This is a genomic window from Variovorax sp. Soil_C_26, assembly GCF_057657075.1.
This window is the reverse complement of record NZ_JBDGJC010000003.1, coordinates 669,324-691,005: the sequence shown is the minus strand read 5'-3', so window position 1 is coordinate 691,005 and position 21,682 is coordinate 669,324. Positions and strand designations below refer to the sequence as shown.

Sequence of the window (21,682 nt, the reverse complement as noted above, 5' to 3'; positions counted from 1 at the left end):
CCCGGCCTGCGGCGGGGGACATTCGCGCAGGGGAGTACCCGGCGGCCTGGGCACACGCCCTGAACGCGCGTCCCGCTCCGAGACCATCTTGTGCACCGCTCAAAAATTGAGCAAACTGATTATTCCCTTTGTAAAACAACAGCTTAGATCACGTTTACAAGGAAGAACATCAGTTATCCTCAAAGTTGTCCACGGAAACTGGGGACGGCGCTGACTTCCGCACAAGTCGCCCGCAAGTCCTTGTTTTGACGAGAAACAGGCGCGGCGCTCAGGCCGTGGCGGCGGGCGGCTCGTCGACATAGTGCCGGCACAGTGTCTCGACCAGCGCCTGCGCATAGATCGGCAGCGCCGCCCGGTCGCGCACCAGCAGGTAGCGCTCCCGCACGCACCAGGTGTCGCTGAGCTCGATCAGCGCCAGCTGCATGCTCTCGCAGTTGCGCCGTGCGGCCGACTCGGGCACCACGCCGATGCCCACGCCGCTCCCGATCATCCGGCACATGGCGTCGAAACTGCCGAGCTGGATGCGCAGTTTCTGCCGCTTGCCGAGGTTGTCGGTGATCTGCGAAAGAAAGGCCTGCAGCGTGCTGCCTTGCTGCATGCCGATCGCGTCTTCCTCGAGCGTCTCGGCGAACGAGATCCTGCGGCGCTTCGCGAAGCGGTGCTTGCGCGAGGTCGCGAGCACCAGCCGGTCGGTGCTGAAGTGGATCGCCTCGAGGCCCAGCGTGTCGACGCGGCCGGCGACGATGCCGATGTCGGCACGGCCGTCGAGCACACCGCGCGGAATCTGAGCATTCGGTTTTTCCTGAAGGTCGATGTTGATGCGCGGATTGCGCGCCAGAAAGCCGGGCAGGATCTCGGGCAGAAAATCTGTCACCGCCGTGGTGTTGGCGAACACGCGCAGATGGCCGCGCAGGCCGCCGCCGTATTCGAGCAGGTCGGCGCGCAACTGTTCCGTCTGGTGCAGCACCAGCCGCGCATGGTGTAAGAAGGCTTCGCCCGGCGGCAGCAGGCGCACGCCACGTGCTTCGCGCTGCAGCAGCTGCAGGCCGGCCTGGGTTTCGAGCGCCTTGATGCGCGCGCTCGCGGCCGCCAGCGACAGGTGCTGGCGCTCGGCAGCGCGCGTGAGGTTGCCGAGTTCGGCCGCAGCCACGAACAGGCGCAGGTCGGTCAGGTCGAAGAGCATGGGGCGATGGTAGACCCCGAGCCTTCGGAACCATGGAAGGCTGGGTTCCGAATTCGCAGATTGCACGGGGCGCCGGCGGCGAACACCATGCGGGCATGGAGACAACCACACCCCTTGCGCTACGACGCCCGCTCGCCTGCGTGGCATTGGCGTTGACCACCGCCGCCGCGACCGCGCTGCTGCCGTTCGGCCCCGCGCACGCTGAAAATTATCCGTCTCGCCCCGTCACGCTCGTCGTGCCGCAGGCCGCGGGCGGCACCAACGACATCGTCGGCCGGCTCGTGGGCCAGAAGCTTGGCGAGGTGATGAAGAACAACGCCAGCGTGGTGGTCGACAACCGCCCGGGCGCGGGCGGCAACATCGGCACCCAGCTGGTCGCGAAGGCGCCGAAGGACGGCCACACGCTGCTCATGACCATCAGCAGCAGCCAGGCGATCAACCCGGCGCTCTACAAGAACCCGGGCTTCGACCCGGTGAAGGATTTCAGGCCCGTCGGCCTGATCGGCGCAGTGCCCAACGTGCTGCTGGTCCATCCCTCGTTCCCGGCCAAAGACCTCGGCGAATTCCTGAGGCTCGCGCGCACGAAGGGCGCGGCCTACCAGTACGCCTCGGCCGGCAACGGCACGCTCAACCACCTGCTCGGCGAAATGCTCAACAGCATGGCCGGCATCTCGCTGCAGCACGTGCCGTACAAGGGCGTCGCGCCCGCGCTCAACGACGTGCTCGGCGGGCAGTTGCCGATCGTGTTCGCGAGCCTGCCTTCGGCGCTGGCCCACATCAGGGCCGGCAAGCTGCGCGCGCTGGCGGTGAGCGGCGACCGTCGCTCGGCCGTGCTGCCCGAGGTGCCCACCATCGCCGAGGCGGTGCCGGGCTACAGCGGCACGCTCTGGATCGGCCTGTTCGCGCCTGCGGGTGTGCCGCCCGACGTGCTGGCCACGCTGCAGGATGCCACGCGCAAGGCGCTGGCCGCGCAGGACCTGCGCGACAAGCTCGAACAACAGGGCGTCGAGATCGCACCACCGACGTCGCCCGACCAGTTCGCGGCGCTGCTGCAGGCCGATCTCGCCAAGTGGGCGCGGATCGTGAAGGCATCGGGCGCGGCGGTCGATTGAAGAAACCAACAACACCCGCCATGCCGCATTCGAACCCCGACAACCACAACCCCGTAGCCACGATCGACGCCCAGACGCTCGCGAAGCTCCAGGCCTGGGAGGGCCGCAGCGAAACACTCGTCGACGAGATCACCGCCGCCCCCGTGCGCGGGCTCTGTGCCACGCTCGACCGCGACGACCCGCCGCCGTCGGCTGGCACGCCGTTGCCCGCGCTCTGGCATTGGCTCTACTTTCTGCCGCATCATCGCCAGTCGGAACTCGGCGACGACGGCCACGCCGAACGCGGCGGCTTCCTGCCGCCGGTGCCGCTGCCGCGCCGCATGTGGGCAGGCGGCCGGCTGGCGTGGGAAGCCGGCAACCCGCTGCGCGTCGGCGACCGGGCCGAGCGCCGTTCGCGCATCGTCTCGGTCACGCACAAGGCGGGCCGCACGGGGGCGCTGGTGTTTGTGCTCGTGCGCCACGAGGTGCACAACGCGCGCGGCCTGGCGCTGACCGAGGAGCACGACATCGTCTACCGCGCCGCGGCCGAACCCGGCGAGCCGGTTCCGCCGCCCAAGCCCGCGCCCCGGGACACCGCCTTCAGCCGCGACATCGTGCCCGACGACGTGCTGCTGTTCCGCTATTCGGCGCTCACCTTCAACGGCCACCGCATCCACTACGACCGCCGCTACGTCACCGAGGTCGAGGGCTACCCGGGCCTGATCGTGCACGGTCCGCTGATCGCCACGCTGCTGGTCGACCTGCTGCGCCGCCATGTGCCGGGCGCGCAGCTCGCGCGCTTCGAGTTCCGCGCGGTGCGCCCGACCTTCGACATCGCGCCGTTCCGGGTGCACGGCAGGCCCGACGCGGCGCAGGCGGACGGCAAGCGCTTTGCGTTGTGGGGCGAGGACGCCGAAGGCTGGCTCACGATGCAGGCCACGGCGGTGCTCGAATTACACGGAGAAACCAGCCCATGACAAGACCGCTCGACGGCATCACCGTGGTCTCGCTCGAACACGCCATCGCGGCGCCGTTCTGCACCCGCCAGCTCGCCGACCTCGGCGCGCGCGTCATCAAGGTCGAGCGCCCGGGCGCCGGCGACTTCGCGCGGGCCTACGATGCGCGCGTGGCCGGCCAGGCCTCGCATTTCGTCTGGGTCAATCGCTCGAAGGAGAGCCTCACGCTCGATCTCAAGCAGCCCGCCGCGCTCGCGGTGCTGCAGGAACTGATCGCCGGCGCGGACGTGCTGGTGCAGAACCTGGCGCCCGGCGCGGCCGCGCGCATGGGCCTGGACGCCGAGGCGCTGCGGGCACGGCATCCGCGGCTCATCGTCTGCGACATCTCGGGCTACGGCGACGACGGGCCCTACCGCGACAAGAAGGCCTACGACCTGCTGATCCAGAGCGAGGCGGGCTTCCTGTCGGTCACCGGCACGCCCGACGATCCTTGCAAGTCGGGCAATTCGATCGCCGACATCGCGGCGGGCATGTACGCCTACACCGGCATCCTCGCGGCGCTACTGCAGCGCGGCAGGACCGGCGAGGGTTCCCACATCGACGTGTCGATGCTCGAGTCGCTCGCCGAGTGGATGGGCTATCCGATGTACTACGCCTACGAAGGCGCGACGCCGCCGCCGCGCAGCGCCGCCGCCCACGCGACCATCTATCCCTATGGACCATTCCCTGCGGGCGACGGCGGCACGGTGATGCTGGGCCTGCAGAACGAGCGCGAGTGGCGCGCGTTCTGCGAGAAGGTGCTGCTGCAGCCGGCGCTCGCGAGCGACCCGCGCTTCGACAGCAACGCGCGCCGCAACGACAACCGCGAGGCGCTGCGCGCGATCATCGTGGCGGTCTTCGAGTCGCTCGGCACCGCGCAAGTGGTCGAGCGGCTCGATGCCGCGCAGATCGCCAATGCGCGCATGAACGACATGGCGGGGCTGTGGGCCCATCCGCAACTGAAGGCGCGCGAGCGCTGGCGCCAGGTGGGCTCGCCGGCCGGCGAGATCCCGGCGCTGCTGCCGGCGGGGCGGCAGAGTGCCTTCGACTACCGCATGGACCCGATACCGGCCGTGGGCCAGCACACCGAAGCGATCCTGCGCAGCCTGGGCCGCGGCGAGGCCGAGATCGCGGCACTGCGCGAGGCGGGCGCGGTGTGACCCTGAACACGGCGCCGCTCGCACTGGCGCGTACTTTTCTCTTCGTGCCGGCCGACCGTCCCGAGCGCCACGCGCGTGCGCTGGCCGCAGGTGCGGGCGCGGTGATCGTCGACCTGGAAGATGCGGTCGCGCCCGAGCGCAAGGCGTCCGCGCGCGACGGCCTTGCGGCTTCGCTCGCCGCGCTGGTATCCGATGCCCGCGGGCGTGTGCTGCTGCGTATCAACGCGCCCGGCACGCCCTGGCACGAAGACGACTGCGCGCAGGCCGGTGCATTGGCCGCGCAGGGTCTCGTGGCCGGCATCGTGGTGCCCAAGGCCGAGCGCGCAGCCGACCTGGCGCGTGTGGCCGCGGTGGTTGGCGGCGGCGGCGTGCTGGTGCCGCTGGTCGAGTCGGCCGCGGGGCTCGCGGCGGTCGATGAAATCGCCGCCGCGCCCCGGGTGCTGCGGCTGGCCTTCGGCCATCTCGATTTCCAGGCCGACCTCGGCCTGGCCTGCGATGCCGACGAGGCCGAGCTGGTGCCGGTGCGCCTTGCGCTGGTGCTGGCCTCGCGCCGCGCCGGGTTGGCTGCGCCGATCGACGGCGTCACGGCCGACTGGCGCGATGCGACGCGGCTGGCTGCGGACACGGCACGCGCCCGGCGCGGGGGCTTCGGCGCCAAGCTCTGCATCCACCCCGACCAGGTCGCGCCGGTGCAGGCGGGGCTCGGCCCGAGCGCCGACGAGCTCGCCTGGGCGCGCCGCGTGGTGCAGGCCGTGGGCGCCTCGGGCGGCGGGGTCGCGAGCCTCGACGGCCGCATGGTCGATGCGCCCGTGCTGCGCCTGGCCGAACGCCTGCTGGCGATGGCAACCGCCTGAATCACCGACCCCGATTTCACAAGAAGGAGACAACCACCATGACGACGATGAAGACCCGGAACCTCAAGGCCCTGTTCGCCGCTTCGGCGAGCGCCTGCATTCTTGCCTTTCATGCCGGGCCGGCGCTCGCGCAGGCCGCCTGGCCCGACAAGCCGGTTACGCTGGTCGTGCCGTACTCGGCCGGCGGGCCCACCGACGTGGTGGCGCGCATGCTCGCGATCCCGATGGGCAAGTCGCTCGGCCAGACCGTGGTGGTCGAGAACACGGTCGGCGCCGGCGGCACGATCGCACCTGCGCGGGTGGCCAGGGCTGCGCCCAACGGCTACACCATCCTGATCCACCACATGGGCATGGCCACCGCGCCCGCGCTCTACAAGAAGCTCGCCTACGATCCGCTGAAGGACTTCGAGTACGTGGGCCAGGTGATGGACGTGCCGATGACGCTGCTGTCGCGCAAGGACTTTCCGGCCAACAACTTCCAGGAGCTGCTGGCCTACGTCAAAACCAACAAGGACAAGGTCACGCTGGCCAATGCCGGCATCGGCGCGGTGTCGCAGCTGTGCGGCATGCTGTTCGCGCACCAGGTCGGCGTGCAACTGACCACCGTGCCCTACAAGGGCGCGGGCCCGGCGCTCAACGACGTGATGGGCGGGCAGGTCGACCTGCTGTGTGACCAGACCACGCAGACCGCGCCCGTCATCAAGGACGGCAACCGCGTGAAGGTGTTCGGCGTGACCACGCCGAAGCGGCTGTCCAGCATGCCGAACATTCCCACGCTCGACGAGCAGGGCCTGAAGGGCTTCGACGTGAAGGTGTGGCACGGCGTGTACGCGCCCAAGGGAACGCCGCCGGCCGTGATGGAAAAGCTCAACACGGCACTGCGCGCCGCGCTGCAGGACGAAGCGGTCAAGCACCGTTTCGCCGAGCTCGGCACCGAAGCCGTGCCGATGGACAAGGTCACGCCGGAATCGCTGCGCAGCCACCTCGCAGCCGAGACGGAGAAGTGGGGCAAGGTGATCCGGGCGGCAGGCGTGCAGGCGGATTGATCTTCGTACTTTCGATTGCCTCGACGGCGGCGGGTTATGCATGAATCGGTAGCCGCGATGCAATATCGTTGCAGGCGGCGCGCCGTGACAGCTGGTTGCAAGCCAGGCTCAGTGTTTTCCTCAGAGTTCGGTGGCTTGAAACTCGCTAGAGTGAAGGCGGCCGTTCAGGCTTTTGCTTCGCACACATCAAGGAAATCTCATGAGCAAGAAAGTTGCATATGTCACCGGAGGCATGGGTGGCATCGGAACAGCCATCTGCCAGCGGCTCCACAAGGACGGCTTCACGGTCGTCGCAGGCTGCGGCCCCACGCGCGACCACGCCAAGTGGCTGGCCGAACAGAAAGCGCTCGGCTTCGAGTTCCATGCATCGGTCGGCAACGTCGGCGACTGGCAGTCCACGGTCGAGGCCTTCTCGGCCGCCAAGGCCGCGCACGGCCCGATCGACGTGCTGGTCAACAACGCTGGCATCACGCGCGACCGCATGTTCCTCAAGATGACGCCCGAGGACTGGAGCGCGGTGATTGAAACCAACCTCAACAGCATGTTCAACGTCACCAAGCAGGTGGTCGGCGACATGGTCGAAAAGGGCTGGGGCCGCATCATCAACATCAGCTCGGTCAACGGCGCCAAAGGCCAGGCCGGGCAGACCAACTATTCGGCCGCCAAGGCCGGCATGCACGGCTTCACGATGGCGCTGGCGCAGGAGCTCGCGAACAAGGGCGTTACCGTCAACACCGTGAGCCCGGGCTACATCGGCACCGACATGGTCAAGGCCATCCGCCAGGAAGTGCTCGACAAGATCGTCGCGACGATTCCCGTCAAGCGCCTCGGCGAGCCGAGCGAGATCGCCTCGATCATCTCGTGGCTCGCCACCGACGAGGGCGGCTATTCGACGGGGGCCGACTTCTCGGTCAACGGCGGCCTGCACATGCACTGACGGTGCCCTTCGGCACCTGCGCCACGAAAACCCGCTTCGGCGGGTTTTTTCGTTGGCTACTCCCGGAGACAACGAGAACCCATGGCTGACACGATCCTCGCGCCGGGCCCGAAGCCCGCGCTCTACCGTTCGCTCTACGTCCAGGTGATTGCCGCGGTGATCGTCGGCGTGCTGCTCGGGCACTTTTATCCGGCGCTCGGCGAGGCGATGAAGCCACTGGGCGACGGCTTCATCAAGCTCATCAAGATGATCATCGCGCCGATCATCTTCTGCACCGTGGTGGTCGGCATCGCGGGCATGGAGGACATGAAGAAGGTGGGGCGCACCGGCGGGCTCGCGCTCTTGTACTTCGAGGTGGTGAGCACCATCGCGCTGGTGTTCGGGCTGCTGATGTCCGACCTGCTGCGCCCCGGTGCGGGCATGAACATCGATCCGGCCACGCTCGACGCGGCCGCCGTGGCGTCGGTCGCCGGACCGGGCAAGATGACCGGGCCAGTCGATTTTCTGCTCAACGTGATCCCGACCACGTTGGTCGATGCCTTCGCCAAGGGCGAGATCCTGCAGGTGTTGCTGATCGCGCTGCTGTTCGGCTTCGCGCTGCACCGCTTCGGCGGCCGCGGCACGCTGGTGTTCGACGTGATCGAGAAGGGCTCGCAGGTGCTGTTCGGCATCGTCGACTACATCATGAAGCTGGCGCCGATCGGCGTCTTCGGCGCCATGGCCTTCACCATCGGCAAGTACGGCGCGGACAGCCTGTTCTCGCTCGGCAAGCTCATCGGCACCTTCTATCTGGCGTGCCTGCTGTTCATCTTCGTGGTGCTGGGGCTGATCGCGCGGCTGCACGGCTTCGGCATCTGGAAGCTCATCCGCTACATTCGCGAAGAACTGCTGATCGTGCTCGGCACCTCGTCGTCCGAGACGGTGCTGCCGCGCATGATGAAGAAGATGGAGAAGCTCGGCGCGAGCAAGGCGTCGGTGGGGCTCGTGCTGCCGGCGGGCTATTCGTTCAACCTCGACGGCACCTCGATCTATCTGACGATGGCGGCGGTGTTCATCGCCCAGGCCACGAGCGCACCGTTGTCGCTGGGCCAGGAAATGACGCTGCTGGCGGTGCTGCTCGTCACCTCGAAAGCCGCGGCCGGCGTGACCGGCAGCGGCTTCATCGTGCTTGCGGCGACGCTGTCGGTGGTGGGCGACGTGCCGGTGGCGGGGCTGGCGCTGATCCTCGGCATCGACCGCTTCATGTCGGAGGCGCGCGCCCTGACCAACCTGATCGGCAACGGCGTCGCCACGCTCGTGGTGGCGCGCTGGACGCACGAGCTCGATACCGAGCGGCTCGATGACGAACTGAGTCGCGGCCGCGTCGCTGTCCCGGCGCCCGAGCCGTTGGACGCCGGCCGCATCGCGCCCTAGTGCAAAAGCCCCGGCGCCGCGGGGCTGGGCCCGCGCTGTGCACAATCGCCGCATGCCCCACAGCGTCTCCCTGATCAGCACCATCGCCGCCGGCCTCGGGCTCGCGCTCGTCCTCGGCTTCATCGCGGCGCGGCTGCGCCTGCCGGCCCTGGTGGGCTACCTGCTCGCGGGCGTGATCATCGGGCCGTTCACGCCGGGGTTCGTGGCCGACGGCGCCATCGCGGCGCAGCTGGCCGAGATCGGCGTGATGCTGCTGATGTTCGGCGTGGGCCTTCATTTCTCGCTCGACGACCTGCTCGCGGTGCGCCGCATCGCGCTGCCCGGCGCACTGGCGCAGATCACGGTGGCCACGCTGCTCGGCGGCGCGCTCGCGCTCTGGTGGGGCTGGTCGTGGGGCGCGGCGCTGGTCTTCGGGCTGGCGCTGTCCGTGGCGAGCACGGTGGTGCTGCTGCGCGCGCTCGAGAGCCTGGGCATCCTCGATTCGTTCACCGGCCGCATCGCCGTGGGCTGGCTCGTGGTCGAGGATCTCGCCATGGTGCTGGTGCTTGTGCTGCTGCCGCCGCTGGCGGGCGTGATGGGCGGCCAGGCCGGCGATGGCGCGGGCGATCCGCTGTGGCAGACGCTGGGGCTCACGCTGCTGCAGGTGGGCGGCTTCGTCGCGCTGATGCTGGTCGTGGGGCGGCGGGTGTTTCCGTGGATCCTCTGGCAGGTCACGCGCACCGGCTCGCGCGAGCTGTTCACGCTGTGCGTGATCGCCGCCGCGGTCAGCATCGCGTTCGCCTCGGCGGCGCTGTTCGGTGTGTCGTTCGCGCTCGGCGCCTTCTTCGCGGGCATGGTGATGCGCGAATCCGAGTTCAGCCACCGCGCGGCGCAGGAATCGCTGCCGCTGCGCGATGCGTTCGCGGTGCTGTTCTTCGTCTCGGTGGGCATGCTGTTCGATCCGTGGGTGATCCTCGAGCGGCCGCTGCAGGTGCTCGCGGTGGTGGCGGTGATCGTGCTCGGCAAGTCGCTCGCCGCCTGCGCGCTGGTGCTCGCGATGCGCTATCCGCTCGGCACCGCGCTCACGGTCAGCGCGAGCTTGGCCCAGATCGGCGAGTTCTCGTTCATCCTTGCGGGGCTGGGCTTCTCGCTTGGCCTGCTGCCGAGCGAGGGGCAGAGCCTGATCCTGGCGGGCGCACTGATCTCGATCGCCACCAACCCGCTCTGGTTCAGCCTGATCGCGCCACTGCAGGAATGGCTGCACAGGCGCTTTGCGCTGGTGCGCGGGCTCGAAGCGCGTGACCATCCGCTGGCCGAACTGCCGATGAGCACGGAGGCGCGCTTCCTGTCGAGGCAGGTCGTGCTCGTCGGCTACGGCCGCGTCGGCCGGCGCATCGCGGCCGAACTGGCGGCGCACGACATTCCCTACGTGGTGGCCGAGCAGAACCGAGAACTCGTAGGCCAGCTGCGCGCGGCCGGCGTGGCGGCCGTGTGGGGCGACGCGGCCGATCCGGCGGTGCTCATCCAGGCGCACATCGCCAGGGCGCGCGTGCTCGTGGTGGCCGTGGCCGACGCGATGAACGTGCGGCAGATGATGGAGACGGCGCGCACGCTGAACCCCGCCATCGAGACCGTGGTTCGCAGCCACAACGAGGAAGAGGCACGGCTCCTGTCGCAAGAAACGTCCGCCACGGTTTTTCTCGGGGAGCATGAACTCGCGCAAGCCATGGCGCGCGACGTGGTGCGGCGTGCAGCGGACCCGCAGCCAGCCTGAGCCGCCCGGCTCAGAGATCCTCGATGACCAGCATGCGGTAGCGTTGCGCGATGGAGTAGGGCACGGTGCGCACTTCTTCCATCAGGCGGTTGGCTTCCTCTTCGTTCTTCGTCTTTACGAGCAGACCGGTGTGGCCTTCGCGGGCAAGCTTGGTGTAGGCGCGCACGGTCGCGGCATCGGTGCCCGCGGACGGCAGCGGGTCGTCCGAATCCGACGCCGTGGGCGTGATCTCCGTGAGCACGGTCTCGGCGGGGATCAGGTAGATCTCGTCGCCGCTCACGCCTTTTTCGATGAGGCGGTGGCCGATGCGGTTCGCATCTTCCGAGTCCGGAAACATGACCATCGAGTAACCCGAGGGATAGAAGGCGCCCCCGATGGCTGCCCGCATGCTGGGTTCTAGGACGAAGTTCTTCATGGTGCGGCCTCCTGGGCAATGTAGTTCTGTGATTTAAGCGTAGGCCGGGCTGCATCGCCGGGCTGTAGGCCTGCTGCGCATATCGCCGAAGGCAGGGCGCGGGCTCGGCACGGGGCTCCTGTACACTGCGGCGCTCATGTCGTGCCATCTCATCCCTGTCAACGCCTGCGCCGCCGCCTCGGCGCGCACGCTGCTGCCGTTCGCGTTCGCGCGCACCGGCGGGGCCGGGATCGCTGCTGCTGCACGAATGATTCGCACCATTACCACCGCGGCCACCTGAGCACGCGCAGGTGGCCGTTTCGGCAGCCACCTGGTGTATCGCTCTTCCCCCGAATGAATGAAACCCAGCTCTGGCAGCTGGGTTTTTCGTTTTTCATCCGGAGGTTTCCATGTACCGCGATCCAGTCCAGTCCCTCGAGTCCTTGCCCGGCCGCCCCGCGGCCATCCGCGCGCTGCGCGTCGGGATGATCGGCATCGGCACCGTGGGCGCGGGCACCCTGCGCGTGCTGCAGCGCAACCAGGCCGAGATCGCGGCCCGCGCAGGCCGGCCCATCGAACTGGTGCTGGTGGCCGCGCGCAACCTGGCGCGTGCGGCTTCGGTGGCCGGCGAGGTACCGCTCACCGACGACGCGCTGCGCGTCGCGACGCATCCCGAGGTCGACGTGGTGGTCGAAGTGGCCGGCAGCACGGACGCGGCACGCGACTGGGTGCTGGCCGCGATCGCGCACGGCAAGCACGTGGTCACGGCCAACAAGGCGCTGCTCGCGGTACATGGCACCGAGATCTTCGCCGCCGCCCGGCAGCAGGGCGTGGCAGTGGCTTACGAAGGCGCGGTGGCGGGAAGCATCCCGATCGTCAAGGCGCTGCGCGAGGGCCTTGCGGCCAACCGCATCGAATGGGTGGCGGGCATCGTCAACGGCACCACCAATTTCATCCTCAGCCGGATGCGCGATGCCGGACTCGACTTCGCGGCCGCACTCGCCGAGGCCCAGGCGCTCGGCTATGCCGAGGCCGATCCGACCTTCGACATCGAGGGCATCGATGCCGCGCACAAGCTCACGCTGCTCGCGGCCAATGCCTTCGGCACCGCCGTGCAGTTGGCCGACGTGGAAGTGCAGGGCATCACGGCGTTGCAGCGCGTCGACATGGCCTGCGCCGAGCAGTTGGGCTACCGCATCAAGCTGCTGGCGCTGGCACGCCTCGCCGACGCGGGGCTCGAACTGCGCGTGCAGCCCACGCTGGTGCCCGCTTCGCATCCGATGGCGCATGTGAACGGCGTGATGAACGGGGTGGTGGTCAAGGGCGACGCGGCCGGCCCGACCCTGTACTGCGGGGCCGGCGCGGGCTCGGAGCAGACCGCCTCGGCCGTGATCGCCGACCTGGTGGACGTGGCGCGGCTCGATGGCACGCGGGCGGCGCAGCGCGTGCCGCACCTGGGCTTTCATGCCCACGCGATGCGCGCGTTGCCGGTGCTGCCGCGTGCCGAGGTGCGCACGGCGTACTACCTGCGAGTGCCACTGCGCGAGTCCCAGGCAATCGAAGCGCTGTCGGGCTGGCTGGCGGCGAGACAGGTGCCCGTGCGCGAGCTCCGGCTGGCGGCGGCCGAGGTCGCCGACACGCCCCACTTGCTGGTGGTGACGCAGCCGATGCCGCAGCGCGAGATTGACCTGGTGTCGCATGCGTTGGCATTGCACCCGGCGGTGGCAGGGGAACCCACCGCGCTGCGCGTGGAGGAGCTGGCCGCCTGAGGCCCGCCTGGCGACCGCTTGTGAGCGCATGCATTGTTTCCATGGCGTGAACGCCGCGGTTCCTTTTGCACAGGGTTTCCACGGGGGTTGCCGGCGCACAATTGATCCCACGGACCGGCCATCAGGCTGGCCCGGCTGAACAAGGCCCCCGAGCGCGGCGGCTGTCCTTTCGAAAGGACGGCTTCCCACCCAAGACCGGTTCGACACGTCCCGAAGTGAAACCATTGATCCAAGGAAATCGAAATGACCGTCTCCAAGCTCCTCTCCGCCGTCGCCGTCGCCGTCGCCCTCGTTGCCGCCACCGGTGCCGCCCATGCCGAAACCTATGAAGGCGTGCATCGCCTGACCACTGCCGAAAGCCGTGCCGACGTGGCCAGCCAGGCCATCGCCGCTGCCCACAGCGCCGACCCGTACGCCGAAGGCGCGAATGCCAGCGTGGCGCAGTCGCCCGTGTCGCAGCGCAGCCGTGACCAGGTCCGTGCAGAAGCCGTGGCCGCCGCGCACAGCCCTGACGCTTTTTCCGAAGCGGCATCCGCCGGCATGACCTATGTGGCCGCCGGTGCGGTCGACCCCGCGGTGGTGCGTGCCGCAGCCCGCGCTGCCGCGCGTGGCGAAGCGCTGCCGCTGTAAGCACTGCGGTTGCGCAGCGAATCAGGCCCCGCGAAAGCGGGGCTTTTTCATTGGCCCGTCCGACGGGATGGCGATTCATCTGTATTGCAGATCAATTGATCTGAATTTTCAATTTCACGGATCGAAGGCCGCTGCCTACAGTCGGCCTCGATGAACGCTCATGCACCGCCACCCCTGCTGATCGGCTGTGCGGCCGGTTTTTCCGGCGACCGCACCGATGCCGCGGGGCCGGTGGTCGACACGCTGATCGCGCGGCTGCGGGCAGGTCCTGCGCAGCAGCGCGCCTTCCTGATTTTCGAAACGCTGGCCGAGCGCACGCTCGCGCTTGCGCAACTGCGCCGGCGCGACGATCCCGAAGCCGGTTACGAGCCGCTGCTCGACGCCATGCTGCGGCCCGTGCTGGCGCGCTGCCTTGCGCACCGCATCCGCATCGTGAGCAACTTCGGCGCGGCCAATCCGCGCGCCGCGGCCCGGCACATCGCCCGCATGGCGCGCGAACTCGGCGCCGACGCACCGCGCATCGCGGTGGTGGAGGGCGACGATCTTTCGGGCCCCGCGCAGCGTACGCTGCTGCACGACGCGCTCGGCGCGCAGCTCGACGGGCTGCGCATCGTCAGTGCCAACGCCTACATCGGCGCCGAGCCGATCGCCGCCGCGCTCGACGCCGGCGCGCAGATCGTGGTGTGCGGCCGCGTGGCCGATCCATCGCTCGCGGTGGGGCCCGCCATGTCGTACTTCGGCTGGCGCGCCGACGACTGGGACCGGCTCGGCCGCGCCACCATGGCGGGGCATCTGCTGGAATGCGGCGCGCAGGTCTGCGGCGGCTACTTCGCCGACCCGGGCTTCAAGGACGTGCCGGACCTCGAGCGCGTGGGCTTTCCGATCGCCGAGATCGATGCCGACGGCCACTGCACCATCGGCAAGGCCGATGGCACCGGCGGCCTCGTGAGCGAGGCTACCGTGAAGGAGCAGCTGCTCTACGAAGTGCACGACCCGAGCGCCTATCTCACGCCCGACGTGGTGGCCGACATTGCCGACGCCGAGGTGGCGCCGCTGCCACTCGGCCGCGTGGCGCTCTCGGGCGTGCGCGGGCATGCGCGGCCAAGCCATTTCAAGGTCAATGTCTGCCACGAAGGCGGCTGGCTCGCCGAGGGCGAAATCTCCTATGCCGGCCCGCGCGCAGAAGCCCGCGCCCGTCTCGCGGCCGAGGTGCTGCGCGCGCGCCTGGGCGGGCTCACGCTGCGCGTCGACCTGATCGGTGCGCTCAGCATCCTTGGCGACGATGCCGGACGCATGCTCGCCGACACACCTGATGCCGGGCTGCGCGACGTGCGCCTGCGCGTGGCGGCGGCGCATGCCGAGCGTGCACAGGCCGAGCGGCTCGCGCGCGAGGTGATGGCGCTCTACACCTGCGGGCCCGCGGGCGGCGGCGGCGTGCGCACCGCGCTCACGCCGCGCCTCAATACCCTGTCGTGCCTGGTGCCGCGGGACGCGGTGCCGGTGCGCTTCGAACTGCTCGGCGCGAAGGAGCTCGGATGAACACCAACGCCAATGCCGATACCGACACCATCGACGTGCCGCTCTACCGCGCCGCGCATGGCCGCACCGGCGACAAGGGCGACCGCTCCAACATCAGCGTGATCGCCTGGCATCCGGCGCTCTATCCCGTGCTGGCCGAGCAGCTCACGCCCGAGCGCGTGGCGGCGCAGTTCAGGCATCGCGCGCCGGCGCGTGTGCAGCGCTTTCTCCTGCCTCGGCTGCATGCCATGAACTTCGTGCTCGACGCGGTGCTCGACGGCGGCGTCAACGACGCGCTGAACCTCGATGCGCACGGCAAGGCACTTGCGTTCCTGCTGCTCGACATGCCCGTGCGGATGCCGCGCGCGCTCGAGCCGTTGCTTGCCGGGCCTTAGCGGCCGACCCCTTTTGCTTTCCGATTTTTCAACGACCCATCCATCCGGAGACAACACCCAATGAAAAGACGTTCCCTGACCCTCTCTGCGGCCGCACTCGCGCTCGCACCGCTGCTCGCCCACGCGCAACAGGCCTTCCCCGAGAAACCGATCACCTTCGTCGTGCCCTTTGCGGCCGGCACCGCCACCGACCAGATCGCGCGTGCGCTGGGCAACAGCATCACGGCCGAAACCAAGCAGGCGGTCGTGATCGACAACAAGGCTGGCGCGAGCGGTTTCATCGCGTCGCAGCAAGTCGCCAAGGCGCCGGCCGACGGCTACACGGTGCTGATCACCACGAACACGACGCATGCCGCCAACGAGCACCTGTTCAAGAAGCTGCCCTACGACCCGGTGAAGGATTTCGCGCCCGTGTCGGGGCTCGGCAAGGGTGGCCAGATCATGGTGGTGGGCCCCACGTTCCCGGCCAAGAGCGTGGCCGAGTTCATCGCGCTCGCCAAGAAGGAGCCCGGCAAGTACAGCTTCGGCAGCGGCAGTTCGTCGAGCCGGATGGCCGGCGAACTGCTCCAGCAAATGGCCGACATCCAGCTGCTGCACGTGCCTTACAAGAGCAACACGCTCGCCGTCACGGACCTGCTCGGCGGGCAGATCCACATGATGATCACCGACGCGGCCACGGGCCTGCCGCAGGTCAAGGCCGGCAAGCTGCGCGCGCTCGGCGTGTCGAGCGCGGCGCGCTCGCCGCTCGCGCCCGACGTACCCACCATTGCCGAAGCCGGCGTGAAGGGCTACGAGATGGGTTACTGGTTCGCGGCCTATACGCCCGCCAACACGCCGCCGGCCGTCGTCAAGCGGTTGAACGAACTGCTCGTGAAGGCCGTCCGGAGCGAGTCGGCAAAGACGGCGTTCTACGGTCCCACCGGCACCGAGGTGTTCACCACCTCGCCCGAAGAACTCGCAAAGTTCCAGGCCAGCGAATCGCAGAAGTGGGGCCGCATCGTGAAGGCTGCGGGCATCACCGCCGAATGAGCCCCTGTTCGGCGAGATGCACGCCGAACCCCGAACGGCCCGGCGCAATGTCGAGCCGCAGCGTGAGCGCGGGAATCTCGTAGTCGCCATGGTTCTGGCGGCGGAACGGGATCGGCGCGGCGCTGAAGAGGGTGTCGAGCCGCTCGCCCAATTCCGCCTTGATGCGCGCGTAAGCGGCATCGTCGACCTTGCCGGTGCGGTGCACCACATAGGGCGGCAGCACCTCGAAGCCGGGGTAGTAGAGGATGCCGTGCTGGATCGGAAACAGCAGGTCGTCCATGGGCCCGTTGACGCCGCGCGGACCGTAGTGCGAAGCCCATCCGCCGGTCGTGACGACCAGCATCGCGCGCTTGCCGGCCAGGGTGCCTTCGCCGAATCGGTCGCCCCAGTGCGTTTCGGAATGCTCGCCTACGCCGTAGGCAAAGCCATAGGCGTAGATGCGCTCGACCCAGCCCTTGAGGATGGCCGGCATCGAATACCACCAGAGCGGGAACTGCAGGATCACCGCGTCCGCCCAAAGCAGCTTCTGTTGCTCAGCAGCGATGTCGTCGGCCTGCGTGCCCGACGCGAAGGCGTGCAATGAATCGCGTTCGGGGCTGAAGGCTTCGGCCGGCCCGCGCGCGGGGAAATCGTCGGCATCGAGCGCAGGCTTCCAGCGCATGGCGTAGAGATCGGACACCTGCACCGAGTGGCCGGTGTCGCGAAGGCGTTCGCGCATGAAGCGGTGTAGCGAGCCGTTGAGCGAGGTGGGTTCGGGGTGGGCGAGGACGAGGAGGATGTTCATCTGTTCGAGAGGGCCAGGTGTTGATGCCCTCAGGTTAGGCATGCGGGCGGTATATTGGAAATGAATAGTTCAAATCCAAGGAATTGCCGTGAACAATTTCAGTCGGCTCGATCTCAACCTGCTGGTCACGCTCGACACGCTGCTCGCCGAGCGCAGCGTGACGCGTGCAGCCGAGCGCCTGAACCTTTCGCAGCCCTCGGTGAGCGTGCAGCTCGCCAGGCTGCGCGAGGCGTTTGGCGACCCGCTGCTGGTGCCCGCGCAGCGCGGCATGCGGCCCACCGCGCGTGCCGACGAGTTGCGCGCTCCGCTGCGTGAAGCCCTCGACGCTCTGGGCCGCGCGGTGCGCCGAGCCGGCCTTTCGATCCGGCCGACGCCACCACCACATGGCGCCTGGCCGCGGCCGACTATGCCGAAACGGCCATCCTGCTGCCCATGCTCGCGGACCTGCGCGCCGCCGCGCCACACACCCGCCTGGCGGTGGTGGAGGCCGTGCCGTCACGCATGGCGCGGCAGCTGGAGCAGGGCGAGATCGACCTGTTCTTCCACACCAGCGTGGGCGCACCGCCGGGGCTGCACCGGCGCAAGCTGTTCGACGAACGCTATGTGCTGGCCGGCCGTGCCGGTCATCCACGGCTCAAGCGCAGGCCCACGCTCGCGCAGTTCTGCGCGCTCGAGCATGTGGTGGTGTCGCCCGGCGGCGGCGGCTTTTTGGGGCCCACCGACGAGGCGCTGGCGCGGCAGGGCCTGACGCGGCACGTGGTGCTGTCGGTGCCGCACTTCCTCTTCATGATGTCGGTGCTGGCGAGCACAGACCTGGTCGCCATGCTGCCCGAGCGGCTCGCGCGCGGCGCACCCGGCCTGCGCGTGGTCGAGGCGCCTCTGGAGGTGCCGGGCTACGAGATGGCGATGCTCTGGCACGAGCGACGCCATCGCGACCCGGGGCACCAGTGGCTGCGCGAATGGATTGCCGCGCGTCTGCCGTGAATGGACCGCAGGCTACGGGAACAGCGCGGCAATGGCGTCGACGAAGGACGCGGTGTCGGCGCCCACATGCGTGGTCGAGTAGGTGGTTTCCGAGAGCCTGAGCTCCGGGTAGCCGCGCGATTGCAGCCGGCTGTGCATCTCGTCGACGTTGTCGAAATTGCATTCGTCCGGGTTGTCGCAGCGGGTGAGGAGGAGCGTGACAGGCAGCGGGTTATTGCCCCGGGCGTCGCGCATCTGCTGCTCGAGCGCATTGTTCTCTGCGGGCTGCGAGTTGAAAGACGCCTCAAATGCCAGAAAGTGCGAGAAGGTCAGCTTGCCGCTCGCACCCTCAAGCAGAAGTGCAACGGCGGCCATGCTGCCACTGAGCGAGAAGCCGGTGAGCATGCGCCGGGCTGGGTCGGCACGGAACTTCGCTTCGACGAGCGGCACGAGTTCCTGCGTGAGGAAGTCGTGGTACGCGCGCGCGCCGGGCAGCATGTAGTCTTGCTCGCGGCGCGCCGTGCCGCCGATGCCGACCAGGATGGCCTGCGTGCCCCGCGACTCCAGCGTGTTCTTGAAGTTCTCGAAACGCGTACCGGGTGGATTGAAGATGCCGTCCCCGTCCATGGCGTAGATGACGGGGTACGCGGCCGAACTGCCGTCGTACGACGCGGGCAGGTAGATCTCGACCGGGTATTCCGCGCCGGTGAACGCCGAGGTGATGCGCTCCGATACGACCCGGCTTGCCGGCTCGGGCTCGGGCGGTGGTGGCTCGGGCTCGGCGGGCGGAGGCTCGGCAGGGGGCGGCTCCGGCGCGGGCGGCACGGGGTCGGGTGGCGGGGGCTCGGGCTGGGCCGGCTCGGGTGATGCGGGTGGCGCCGCCGGCGGGAGCAATCCGACGGCTGCCAGGCTGCCCGCTCCGCCGCCACCACCACCACCGCCGCCGCAGGCGACGAGGAACATCATGAGCAGGAGCGCCCAGGTTGAAGCGGACAAGAATCGTCGCACCGGTCGTCCAGTCTGCATGAAGGCTCCGAGTTGGCTTGGGTCGCGCCAGGGTCGGCGGCGCGCGCCGAGGATGCCATGCCGGCTCTGCAGAGCGTGCGAAAACAGGGTAGTTGGCGGTTGCAATAGTCGTATCAACCGCACCGGCCTCAGATCAGCGGCACGCTCGTCTCCTTCAACACGCGCAGCACGAAGTGCGACTTGCTGTGTCGGATGCCGGGGATCTTGTAGAGCTTCTCGCGCAGCAGCCGCTCGTAGTCGCGCGTGTCGCGCACGGCGATGCGGATGTAGTAGTCGTAGTCGCCCGAGACAAGGTAGGCCTCCTGGATCTCGGGAATGGTCGCGAGCATGCGGCCGAAGTCGTAGAGCGTCTCGTCTGTGTGGCTCTCGAGCGTGACCTGCACGATAACCGAGTCGTGGTAGCCGAGCTTGGCGGGATCGATGTCGACGGTGTAGCGCTTGATGACGCCCTGGGCCTCGAGCTTCTTGATGCGCGTCCAGCAACTGGTGGGTGATAGGCCGACCTCGTTGCCGATGTCCTGCAGGGTCTTGCGCGAGTCGAGCAGCAGCACACGCAGGATGGCCAAGTCAATCTTGTCGAAAGATCCTTCGTCTGAATCCTTGATTTGGCGATTGGTCTTCATAAAAGATGCCGAGTTAACCAAAAGAAAGAAACACATTTTGCACCGAAGGCGGAAGAATCGACGGCATGAGACTGCTCGACCTGGACATTGCTTCTTCTTCCTCTTCCTCCCCACTGGCGCCACGTCCCCGCAATGGGGCCGAGGCGTTGCTCGACACGCTGATCGCGTGCGGTGTCGACACGATCTTCGGCTACCCCGGCGGCGCGGCGCTGCCGTTGTACGACGCGCTGCACGGCGAGCCGCGGTTGCGCCATGTGCTGGTGCGGCATGAGCAGGCGGCCGTGCATGCGGCCGAAGGCTATGCGCGCAGCACGGGGCGCGTGGGCGTGGTGCTCGTCACCTCGGGGCCGGGTGTCGCCAACACCATCAGCGGACTGCTCGACGCGATCAGCGACTCGGTGCCGCTGCTCTGCATCAGCGGCCAGGTGGCCACCGCGGTGATCGGCACGCAGGCGTTCCAGGAGAGCGACGCGCTCGGCATGTCGCGCCCCGTGACCAAGTGGAACCAACAGGCACGCACGGCCGACGAGGTGCCCGCGCTGGTGCGGCGGGCACTCGAGATCGCGGCCTCGGGCCGGCCGGGGCCCGTGCTGCTCGACATGCCGAAAGACGTCCAGCTCGCGCGCCTGGGCCACGGCGCGGCGCCGGGTGCGGTGCGTGCGCTGCGGCCGCTGCGCGCGGGCAGGGCGGCGCTGCCGCCCAAGCCGATGCTGCAGCGCGCGGCCGACCTGATCTCGACCGCGCGCCGGCCGATCATCTACGGCGGCGGCGGGCTGATCAATTCGGGGCCCGCAGCGTGCGAGGCCTTTGCGCAGCTGGTGCATCGTCTGCATGCGCCTTGCACGCTCACGCTGATGGGGCTCGGTGCGTTTCCTGCGTCAGACCCGAAGTTCGTGGGCATGTTGGGCATGCATGGCACGCTCGAGGCCAACTTGGCGATGCACGAGGCCGACCTCGTCGTGTGCGTGGGCGCGCGCTTCGACGACCGCGTGACCGGCAAGCTCGACGAGTTCTGCCCGCATGCGCGCAAGATCCACATCGACGTCGATCCCGGCAGCATCAACAAAGTGGTGCGCGTCGACGTGCCGATGGTCGGCGACTGTGGCGCCGTGGTGGAGGCGCTGCTCGCACTGCTGCCCGAGCAAGGCTTTGCGCCTGAACGGCTCGCCCCCTGGTGGCAGCGCATCGACGGCTGGCGCGCGGAAAACTGCCTGGGCTTTGTGCCGCGCAGCGATGCGATCCTGCCGCAGCAGCTCATGGCGTCGCTGCAGCGGGCCATTGGCGACCGGGATGCGATCGTGTCGACCGACGTGGGACAGCACCAGATGTGGGCCGCGCAGTACCTGCGTTTCGAGCGGCCGCGGCGCTGGCTCACGTCGGGCGGTGCGGGCACCATGGGCTATGGCCTGCCTGCCGCAATCGGCGCCCAGATCGCCTACCCTGGCGCGCTCGCGGTGTGCGTGAGCGGCGACGCTTCGGTGCTCATGAACATCCAGGAACTGTCGACCGCCATGCAACACCGCACGCCCGTGAAGCTGGTGCTGTGCAACAACGGCTACATGGGCATGGTGCGGCAGTGGCAGGAGCTGAACCACGGCAACCGGCTGAGCCACAGCTGGAACGAGGCGCTGCCCGACTTCGTCGCGCTGGCGCGTGCCTTCGGATGGGGCGCACGCCGCGTCTCGGACCCTGCCGAACTCGAGGACGCGCTCGCCGAATGCCTGGCGAGTGAAGGACCGTTCTTCCTGGACGTGCAGGTGGCGGCGCAGGAGAACTGCTTCCCGATGATGCCGGCCGGGCAGGGGCACCATCGGGTGCTGCTGGCGAAGGAGCGGTGGTACGACAAGGAAGAAGCCACATCTCAAGCGCCGAAATACTAAATTAAGTTCTGACAATTATCATTGTTAACAAATTACCATAGAGTTATTAACTCGATAAAGAATTATCGAAAATGACCTGAATTTCGCTGCGTCAAAAAATCTCGGCTTAGGACACTGAAAATGCAAAGGTAATCGCCAAAGGCTGTTCCCGGTTCTCGCAAGAGTTGGGCAGCGGGCGAAAAGAACCATGTTGTGACCGTGCCGGGAGACAGCAGATCAAATACGTTCAACGCCCGTTC

20 protein-coding genes and 1 pseudogene are annotated in these 21,682 nt (G+C 68.4%); 16 read left to right on the top strand and 5 right to left on the bottom strand.

Going from position 1 to position 21,682, the window contains the following annotated elements; translation table 11 throughout:
- Positions 1–268: 268 nt before the first annotated feature.
- Positions 269–1,183, bottom strand: a complete 915-nt coding sequence (locus AC3A6G_RS12660; RefSeq protein WP_487858734.1) for a LysR family transcriptional regulator — start codon at positions 1,181–1,183, stop codon at positions 269–271.
- Positions 1,184–1,278: 95 nt separating this feature from the next.
- Between AC3A6G_RS12660 and AC3A6G_RS12655 the strand changes: the two genes are divergently transcribed.
- The 8 genes from AC3A6G_RS12655 to AC3A6G_RS12620 all read left to right on the top strand — a co-directional run bounded on the left by AC3A6G_RS12655 (position 1,279) and on the right by AC3A6G_RS12620 (position 10,432).
- Complete coding sequence (locus AC3A6G_RS12655; RefSeq protein WP_487873754.1) at positions 1,279–2,295, top strand: tripartite tricarboxylate transporter substrate binding protein; 1,017 nt, start codon at positions 1,279–1,281, stop codon at positions 2,293–2,295.
- A 20-nt stretch (positions 2,296–2,315) separates the two neighbouring features.
- Positions 2,316–3,251: an HTD2 family dehydratase gene (locus AC3A6G_RS12650; RefSeq protein WP_487873753.1), complete on the top strand. Its 936-nt coding sequence runs from the start codon at positions 2,316–2,318 to the stop codon at positions 3,249–3,251.
- The gene (locus AC3A6G_RS12645; protein ID WP_487873752.1) at positions 3,248–4,429 is read left to right on the top strand and encodes a CaiB/BaiF CoA transferase family protein; all 1,182 of its coding nucleotides are present in this window, start codon (positions 3,248–3,250) and stop codon (positions 4,427–4,429) included. Before AC3A6G_RS12650 ends, AC3A6G_RS12645 begins: the two co-directional genes overlap by 4 nt.
- A gap of 2 nt (positions 4,430–4,431) precedes the next feature.
- Positions 4,432–5,283, top strand: a complete 852-nt coding sequence (locus AC3A6G_RS12640; RefSeq protein ID WP_487873773.1) for an HpcH/HpaI aldolase/citrate lyase family protein — start codon at positions 4,432–4,434, stop codon at positions 5,281–5,283.
- A gap of 38 nt (positions 5,284–5,321) precedes the next feature.
- Positions 5,322–6,329: a tripartite tricarboxylate transporter substrate-binding protein gene (locus AC3A6G_RS12635; protein ID WP_487873751.1), complete on the top strand. Its 1,008-nt coding sequence runs from the start codon at positions 5,322–5,324 to the stop codon at positions 6,327–6,329.
- A gap of 199 nt (positions 6,330–6,528) precedes the next feature.
- Positions 6,529–7,266 (top strand): acetoacetyl-CoA reductase, encoded by a 738-nt coding sequence (phbB, locus tag AC3A6G_RS12630; protein WP_021006768.1) that lies wholly within the window; start codon positions 6,529–6,531, stop codon positions 7,264–7,266.
- An 81-nt stretch (positions 7,267–7,347) separates the two neighbouring features.
- Entirely contained in the window at positions 7,348–8,679 is a 1,332-nt protein-coding gene (locus AC3A6G_RS12625; RefSeq protein ID WP_487873750.1) for a dicarboxylate/amino acid:cation symporter, read from the top strand.
- 52 nt (positions 8,680–8,731) lie between these two features.
- The gene (locus AC3A6G_RS12620) at positions 8,732–10,432 is read left to right on the top strand and encodes a cation:proton antiporter domain-containing protein (RefSeq protein ID WP_487873749.1); all 1,701 of its coding nucleotides are present in this window, start codon (positions 8,732–8,734) and stop codon (positions 10,430–10,432) included.
- A gap of 10 nt (positions 10,433–10,442) precedes the next feature.
- Here the strand turns inward: AC3A6G_RS12620 and AC3A6G_RS12615 are convergent, their stop codons facing one another.
- Positions 10,443–10,847 carry a hypothetical protein gene (locus AC3A6G_RS12615; protein ID WP_487858742.1) on the bottom strand — a complete coding sequence of 135 codons (405 nt, stop codon included), beginning with the start codon at positions 10,845–10,847 and terminating at the stop codon, positions 10,443–10,445.
- A 136-nt stretch (positions 10,848–10,983) separates the two neighbouring features.
- On the opposite strand from AC3A6G_RS12615, the gene AC3A6G_RS12610 reads away from it, so the two are divergent.
- The 6 genes from AC3A6G_RS12610 to AC3A6G_RS12585 all read left to right on the top strand — a co-directional run bounded on the left by AC3A6G_RS12610 (position 10,984) and on the right by AC3A6G_RS12585 (position 16,167).
- Positions 10,984–11,127, top strand: coding sequence for a hypothetical protein (locus AC3A6G_RS12610; RefSeq protein WP_487873748.1), 144 nt, complete (start codon positions 10,984–10,986; stop codon positions 11,125–11,127).
- A 109-nt stretch (positions 11,128–11,236) separates the two neighbouring features.
- Positions 11,237–12,595: a homoserine dehydrogenase gene (locus AC3A6G_RS12605; RefSeq protein WP_487873747.1), complete on the top strand. Its 1,359-nt coding sequence runs from the start codon at positions 11,237–11,239 to the stop codon at positions 12,593–12,595.
- 243 nt (positions 12,596–12,838) lie between these two features.
- A complete protein-coding gene (locus AC3A6G_RS12600; protein WP_487873746.1) occupies positions 12,839–13,225 on the top strand; it encodes a helicase SNF2 in 387 nt (128 codons plus the stop codon).
- Positions 13,226–13,375: 150 nt separating this feature from the next.
- Entirely contained in the window at positions 13,376–14,764 is a 1,389-nt protein-coding gene (locus AC3A6G_RS12595; protein WP_487873745.1) for an acyclic terpene utilization AtuA family protein, read from the top strand.
- Positions 14,761–15,138 (top strand): AtuA-related protein, encoded by a 378-nt coding sequence (locus tag AC3A6G_RS12590; protein ID WP_487873744.1) that lies wholly within the window; start codon positions 14,761–14,763, stop codon positions 15,136–15,138. The genes AC3A6G_RS12595 and AC3A6G_RS12590 overlap by 4 nt, the downstream gene beginning before the upstream one ends.
- 60 nt (positions 15,139–15,198) lie before the next feature.
- Entirely contained in the window at positions 15,199–16,167 is a 969-nt protein-coding gene (locus AC3A6G_RS12585) for a Bug family tripartite tricarboxylate transporter substrate binding protein (protein ID WP_487858748.1), read from the top strand.
- Here the strand turns inward: AC3A6G_RS12585 and AC3A6G_RS12580 are convergent.
- Positions 16,154–16,951, bottom strand: coding sequence for an NAD(P)H-dependent oxidoreductase (locus AC3A6G_RS12580; protein WP_487873743.1), 798 nt, complete (start codon positions 16,949–16,951; stop codon positions 16,154–16,156). The two genes, AC3A6G_RS12585 and AC3A6G_RS12580, sit on opposite strands and share 14 nt — an antisense overlap.
- An 88-nt stretch (positions 16,952–17,039) precedes the next feature.
- Here AC3A6G_RS12580 and AC3A6G_RS12575 point away from each other — a divergent pair.
- A pseudogene (locus AC3A6G_RS12575) lies at positions 17,040–17,935 on the top strand (LysR family transcriptional regulator).
- 12 nt (positions 17,936–17,947) lie between these two features.
- Here AC3A6G_RS12575 and AC3A6G_RS12570 read toward each other — a convergent pair.
- Together AC3A6G_RS12570 and AC3A6G_RS12565 are read right to left on the bottom strand one after the other, a co-directional pair.
- On the bottom strand, positions 17,948–18,880 hold the full coding sequence (locus tag AC3A6G_RS12570; RefSeq protein WP_487858751.1) for an alpha/beta hydrolase: 933 nt from the start codon (positions 18,878–18,880) through the stop codon (positions 17,948–17,950).
- Between the two features lie 188 nt (positions 18,881–19,068).
- The gene (locus AC3A6G_RS12565) at positions 19,069–19,563 is read right to left on the bottom strand and encodes an Lrp/AsnC family transcriptional regulator (protein WP_487873742.1); all 495 of its coding nucleotides are present in this window, start codon (positions 19,561–19,563) and stop codon (positions 19,069–19,071) included.
- Positions 19,564–19,628: 65 nt separating this feature from the next.
- On the opposite strand from AC3A6G_RS12565, the gene ilvB reads away from it, so the two are divergent.
- Positions 19,629–21,443 (top strand): biosynthetic-type acetolactate synthase large subunit, encoded by a 1,815-nt coding sequence (ilvB, locus tag AC3A6G_RS12560; RefSeq protein WP_487873741.1) that lies wholly within the window; start codon positions 19,629–19,631, stop codon positions 21,441–21,443.
- The last annotated feature ends 239 nt before the right edge of the window (positions 21,444–21,682 follow it).

What these genes read in the sequence shown, in the direction of transcription:
- AC3A6G_RS12600 (WP_487873746.1), top strand. Translation starts at nt 12,839, where the DNA reads ATGACCGTCTCCAAGCTCCTCTCCGCCGTCGCCGTCGCCGTCGCCCTC.
- AC3A6G_RS12590 (WP_487873744.1), top strand. Translation starts at nt 14,761, where the DNA reads ATGAACACCAACGCCAATGCCGATACCGACACCATCGACGTGCCGCTC.
- AC3A6G_RS12650 (WP_487873753.1), top strand. Translation starts at nt 2,316, where the DNA reads ATGCCGCATTCGAACCCCGACAACCACAACCCCGTAGCCACGATCGAC.
- AC3A6G_RS12610 (WP_487873748.1), top strand. Translation starts at nt 10,984, where the DNA reads ATGTCGTGCCATCTCATCCCTGTCAACGCCTGCGCCGCCGCCTCGGCG.
- ilvB (WP_487873741.1), top strand. Translation starts at nt 19,629, where the DNA reads ATGAGACTGCTCGACCTGGACATTGCTTCTTCTTCCTCTTCCTCCCCA.
- AC3A6G_RS12585 (WP_487858748.1), top strand. Translation starts at nt 15,199, where the DNA reads ATGAAAAGACGTTCCCTGACCCTCTCTGCGGCCGCACTCGCGCTCGCA.
- AC3A6G_RS12655 (WP_487873754.1), top strand. Translation starts at nt 1,279, where the DNA reads ATGGAGACAACCACACCCCTTGCGCTACGACGCCCGCTCGCCTGCGTG.
- AC3A6G_RS12605 (WP_487873747.1), top strand. Translation starts at nt 11,237, where the DNA reads ATGTACCGCGATCCAGTCCAGTCCCTCGAGTCCTTGCCCGGCCGCCCC.
- AC3A6G_RS12595 (WP_487873745.1), top strand. Translation starts at nt 13,376, where the DNA reads ATGAACGCTCATGCACCGCCACCCCTGCTGATCGGCTGTGCGGCCGGT.
- AC3A6G_RS12615 (WP_487858742.1), bottom strand. Translation starts at nt 10,847, where the DNA reads ATGAAGAACTTCGTCCTAGAACCCAGCATGCGGGCAGCCATCGGGGGC.
- AC3A6G_RS12565 (WP_487873742.1), bottom strand. Translation starts at nt 19,563, where the DNA reads ATGAAGACCAATCGCCAAATCAAGGATTCAGACGAAGGATCTTTCGAC.
- AC3A6G_RS12645 (WP_487873752.1), top strand. Translation starts at nt 3,248, where the DNA reads ATGACAAGACCGCTCGACGGCATCACCGTGGTCTCGCTCGAACACGCC.
- AC3A6G_RS12620 (WP_487873749.1), top strand. Translation starts at nt 8,732, where the DNA reads ATGCCCCACAGCGTCTCCCTGATCAGCACCATCGCCGCCGGCCTCGGG.
- AC3A6G_RS12660 (WP_487858734.1), bottom strand. Translation starts at nt 1,183, where the DNA reads ATGCTCTTCGACCTGACCGACCTGCGCCTGTTCGTGGCTGCGGCCGAA.
- AC3A6G_RS12580 (WP_487873743.1), bottom strand. Translation starts at nt 16,951, where the DNA reads ATGAACATCCTCCTCGTCCTCGCCCACCCCGAACCCACCTCGCTCAAC.
- phbB (WP_021006768.1), top strand. Translation starts at nt 6,529, where the DNA reads ATGAGCAAGAAAGTTGCATATGTCACCGGAGGCATGGGTGGCATCGGA.
- AC3A6G_RS12625 (WP_487873750.1), top strand. Translation starts at nt 7,348, where the DNA reads ATGGCTGACACGATCCTCGCGCCGGGCCCGAAGCCCGCGCTCTACCGT.
- AC3A6G_RS12635 (WP_487873751.1), top strand. Translation starts at nt 5,322, where the DNA reads ATGACGACGATGAAGACCCGGAACCTCAAGGCCCTGTTCGCCGCTTCG.
- AC3A6G_RS12570 (WP_487858751.1), bottom strand. Translation starts at nt 18,880, where the DNA reads ATGATGTTCCTCGTCGCCTGCGGCGGCGGTGGTGGTGGTGGCGGCGGA.